Genomic DNA, 3,137 nt, shown 5'->3' on the forward strand with positions numbered 1-3,137 from the left:
TCAAAATAGAATTAGAAAAATATATAGATTATTATAATACAAAACGGATAAAGGCAAAATTAAAAATGAGCCCGGTGCAATACCGGACTCACTTTTATCAAGCTGCCTAATGAAATAACCGTGTCTAATTTTTAGGGGTCACTTCATTAGGACATTGGCTTTTTCTTTTTTATTTTGCTTCGCATATGCAATTCACATTAGCTTTTCTTTCCATACAGAACCGCTAATGCGGGATAAAAAAAGTTTCTCCCTAAGAGCGTTAAAACACGTACTCTTTAGGATAACCTCTAATAATTTATAAACTAAGAAAACATATTACTGAAACCCTGTTTTAATCCATTTTATTTTCAGCTGATAGTTTAAAATACTTAGCAGATAATTTATATGAGCGATTCTCATAATAATAATCCCCCAATTTATAAGCTAATGCGGCAACTAAGCTATATTGCTGTTTTCATATTCTTCTCATATCCATTATAATCTGCCCATATTCTAGATTTTTCCGCTTTAAATCCATATAGTTGAACATGGGCATACGGTACATCACAAATCGATAAAATTTCAAATGCCTCATCTATAAGTTTAGTTACTGTTTGCCAATCTTTTAATTCTATATAAATTTCTATTAAATTCCGAATTGTATATATCTTGCCTTTTAAAGAGAAAGTTAAGAAGTAATTACATACTTTTCATTCGCATAAAACAATTATTTTAGAATTTAAAAAGGATTGAATCAAAAGTTAACTATCATTCTTAATTTAAATAATATGATTGGTTAAACTTGCCGATTACATTGAGGGCATCTATTGTAACCGAAACTAAATTAAATAGGCTTAATAGATGAATTCCAAATATCACATCCTATAATTTAGTTTATCGAATTATTTATTAAATATGATTGTAAAACCTAAAAACGATTCAACACGAAAAATAGTAAGATATTCTGGAGGATCCGCAACTCTTTTAGTACTAGCCTTCACTTGTTTCTTTTATACCTTCTTACTTAAAAAACAAGGCACTCATAAATAATAAATTCTATATTTAATTTAAAGAAAAAAGGATTGATCAGAAGATCAATCCTTTACTCTACTTTATTTAAGAAGAACAACGTTAACGCACCTGGTCCTGTATGCGCTCCGATTGCTGCTCCAATTGTATTTACGATAAATACTTCACAGCCGAATCTTTCAGTAATTAATGCTTTTAATGCTTCGGCAGTTTCTAAATCATCACCGTGAGTCATACCGATTGTTTGACCTTTAAGGTCTTTCCCACGCTCTTCCATAATATCAACAATTCGGCTTAATACTTTCTTTTTCCCTCTTACCTTTTCAAGTGGTACAAGTTTTCCTTCATCCACATTTAAGATYGGCTTAATGTTTAATAAACCACCGATAAAACCAGCTACTTTACTTAAACGCCCACCTCTMACWAGGTACTGTAAGTCAGCTACAGTGAAGATATGTTCCATATGGTTCATTAGAAAAGCGACACGGTTTAATATTTCTTCTTTTGATGCGCCCTCTTTTGCCATTTTTGCAGCTTCTAATACGACAATACCTTGACCGAGTGAGGCACATTTTGTATCAATAATTTCTAAATCTAAATCAGTGAATGTTTCTTTCACTTCTTCTTTAATGAGAACTGACGATTGATATGTACCAGACAATTCAGATGAAAAGGCTAAATATATACAAGGATTACCTTCTTTTGCATAGGAAACAAATTTTTCTTGGAATGTTTCAAGTGAAGGCAATGACGTTTTATAAACTGCGCCTTCTCTCATTTTTTGCAGTAATGTAACCGATTTTAATGTAACCCCATCTAAATACTCTGTTTCTGCTTCATCATATACACGGAGTGGAATTAAATCAATATCATATGCTTGCAGCAATTCTACCGGTAAATCCGCCGCACTATCCGTAATGATTTTAACACCCATTTTTAAACCTCTATTCTGTTATAAATATAAAAAATATAAAATAAAAATAGTACTTTTAAATTATATACGTAAAACTTAAATGAAGAAAGGAAAACACTTTATATTGTATGCACTATTCTTCAAAACTTGAACTGTTATTAAAAATGATACCGTTTTCTCCTATTTTCATAATTTATTGTGCCAATTATGAATTACAACTCGTATCGTTCTTTATATAATAGAAATATTAAAACATTTCAAATGGAGGCCTAAAAATGGAAATTCAACTAGCTATACCTAATGATATAGAATGGATTAATAACCAATACGAATCAATCGGATTTGTACCGAGTGATTTATCACGAGATAAGGTTGCGATCATTACATACAACAAAGAGTATGCGGGTGTTGGACGTTTAGTCCAAATAGATGAAGATACAATTGAAATGGGTGGAATTTTCATTCTTCCTAAATTCAGAGGTCTACAATTAGCTGGGGAACTTGTTTCATTTTTAGTACAAACTGCGAAAAAATTACAAATACAAAATGTGTATTGTCTTCCTTTTGAAGAACTAGAAAGCTTTTATAAAAAATACGGCTATACTGAAGTCGATACTACAGAAGAAGCTGTCCACCCAATTATTCTAAAAAAATATAATTGGTGTTTGGAAAATTACGATAAACATGTTTTACTATTTAAGTTGAGAGTTTTGTCATAAAGGAGTGAATACTTTTTATATTACAGCTCAGGTTAATACAGTTAATTATCTATTTTATTTAATTAACTTATTTATTCAAGCAACATATACGCCAATTTTATGTCCGTTTTAAATAAGTGTTAGCAAGTACGTTTACAAATTTGTTAGCACTTATTTAAAACATAAATCTAAAGAAATTCACACAATTAAGTAACTATCCCAGTTGGCAACAACCATCCTTCATAAATATAAAATTGAATGTAATGAGGATAAACCGTTTGGAGGATATTTCGTAGCACTGAATGATTTACAAAAGATTACGCGTTGATACGCTACGAATAAAAATAATCAGCTACTCAAGAGAATATAATCATTTTTATGTAATTCGCACTTGTACTTCCTGTTCTTGTATTACTTGAATGATTAATTCCAATACAATATTTTGCATTAACTGATACACATTATCATCAAATGTACTTTGTTCTGAAATGTATTCAATACATTGATAAATATAGCCT

Annotated in this window: 4 protein-coding genes and 1 pseudogene; 2 read left to right on the forward strand and 3 right to left on the reverse strand. The window is 30.4% G+C overall.

Translation table 11 applies throughout. From position 1 onward, the window contains the following. A partial coding sequence (locus tag AC1DJR_RS23450; protein ID WP_170264819.1) for an IS3 family transposase occupies window positions 1–110 on the forward strand: 110 nt, incomplete at its 5' end. A gap of 221 nt (window positions 111–331) precedes the next feature. Here the strand turns inward: AC1DJR_RS23450 and AC1DJR_RS23455 are convergent. Both AC1DJR_RS23455 and AC1DJR_RS23460 read right to left on the reverse strand, forming a co-directional pair. Continuing rightward, window positions 332–650 (reverse strand): annotated as a pseudogene (locus AC1DJR_RS23455) (helix-turn-helix domain-containing protein); the annotation flags it as partial. Between the two features lie 431 nt (window positions 651–1,081). Then, window positions 1,082–1,942 (reverse strand): DegV family protein, encoded by an 861-nt coding sequence (locus tag AC1DJR_RS23460; protein ID WP_429688352.1) that lies wholly within the window; start codon window positions 1,940–1,942, stop codon window positions 1,082–1,084. Between the two features lie 254 nt (window positions 1,943–2,196). On the opposite strand from AC1DJR_RS23460, the gene AC1DJR_RS23465 reads away from it, so the two are divergent. Continuing rightward, the gene (locus tag AC1DJR_RS23465) at window positions 2,197–2,640 is read left to right on the forward strand and encodes a GNAT family N-acetyltransferase (protein WP_410593312.1); all 444 of its coding nucleotides are present in this window, start codon (window positions 2,197–2,199) and stop codon (window positions 2,638–2,640) included. A 355-nt stretch (window positions 2,641–2,995) separates the two neighbouring features. Here AC1DJR_RS23465 and AC1DJR_RS23470 read toward each other — a convergent pair. Next, on the reverse strand, window positions 2,996–3,137 hold a 142-nt coding region (locus AC1DJR_RS23470; RefSeq protein ID WP_477003627.1), incomplete at its 5' end, for a DUF7852 domain-containing protein.

The sequence above is a fragment of the Bacillus sp. 05T31 genome, from assembly GCF_056396725.1.

What these genes read in the sequence shown, in the direction of transcription:
- AC1DJR_RS23465 (WP_410593312.1), top strand. Translation starts at nt 2,197, where the DNA reads ATGGAAATTCAACTAGCTATACCTAATGATATAGAATGGATTAATAAC.